We start from the raw sequence: 667 nt of genomic DNA, 5'->3' as shown, positions 1-667 counted from the left end.
GTTCTGGCGCTGGTCATCATATCGGTGGTGGTCGGCGTCCTCATCTGGATGTTCGAACGCCGGCACAATGACGATTTCGGCGGCGGCGTCGCCAAGGGACTGTTTTCCAGCATGTGGTGGTCGACCATCGCCGCGACGCAGGCCAGCACCGGTGATTTCGGCCCGCGAACCGTGCCGGGGCGCGTGCTGGCCGCGCTCTGGATGATGGGATCGATCATTGCGATCGCGGTGTTCACTGCGGGTGTCACATCGGTGCTGACGGTGACGCAGATGGAAGGCATGGTGCAGGGCGAAAGCGATCTCGCCGCGGTCAGGGTCGGCGCGGTGCAGAGCTCGTCGACGGCGTCCTATCTGGATTCGACCCAGATCCGTCATCAGGACTTTGCCTCGATCCAGCAAGGCCTCAACGCGCTTCGCGCCGGCAAGATCGACGCGCTGGTGCACGACAAGCCGCTGCTTGGCTGGCTGGTCGGGCAGAATTACGCGACAAGCCTGCAGGTTCTCGATGCGACGTTCGACCAGCAGCAATATGCCATTGCGCTGCCGCTCGGCAGCCCGTTGCGCAAGTCTCTCGATGTCGCCCTCCTGCAGACCATCGAAAGCGATTGGTGGAAGCAGGCCGTCTTCCAGTATCTGGGCGAGAAGTAGCCGGCAGCAATTTCAGCGG

Annotated in this window: 1 protein-coding gene; it reads left to right on the top strand. The window is 63.0% G+C overall.

The window, feature by feature from the left end; all coding sequences use genetic code 11:
• A partial coding sequence (locus EN969_RS34030) for a transporter substrate-binding domain-containing protein (RefSeq protein WP_127419921.1) occupies positions 1 to 648 on the top strand: 648 nt, incomplete at its 5' end.
• Positions 649 to 667 lie beyond the last annotated feature (19 nt).

It is taken from the genome of Mesorhizobium sp. M7A.F.Ca.CA.003.01.2.1, assembly GCF_003998945.1.
Lineage (GTDB): Bacteria > Pseudomonadota > Alphaproteobacteria > Rhizobiales > Rhizobiaceae > Mesorhizobium > Mesorhizobium ciceri.
Note: the sequence above shows the minus strand (reverse complement) of the source record. Positions and strands in the feature narration are given on the sequence as shown.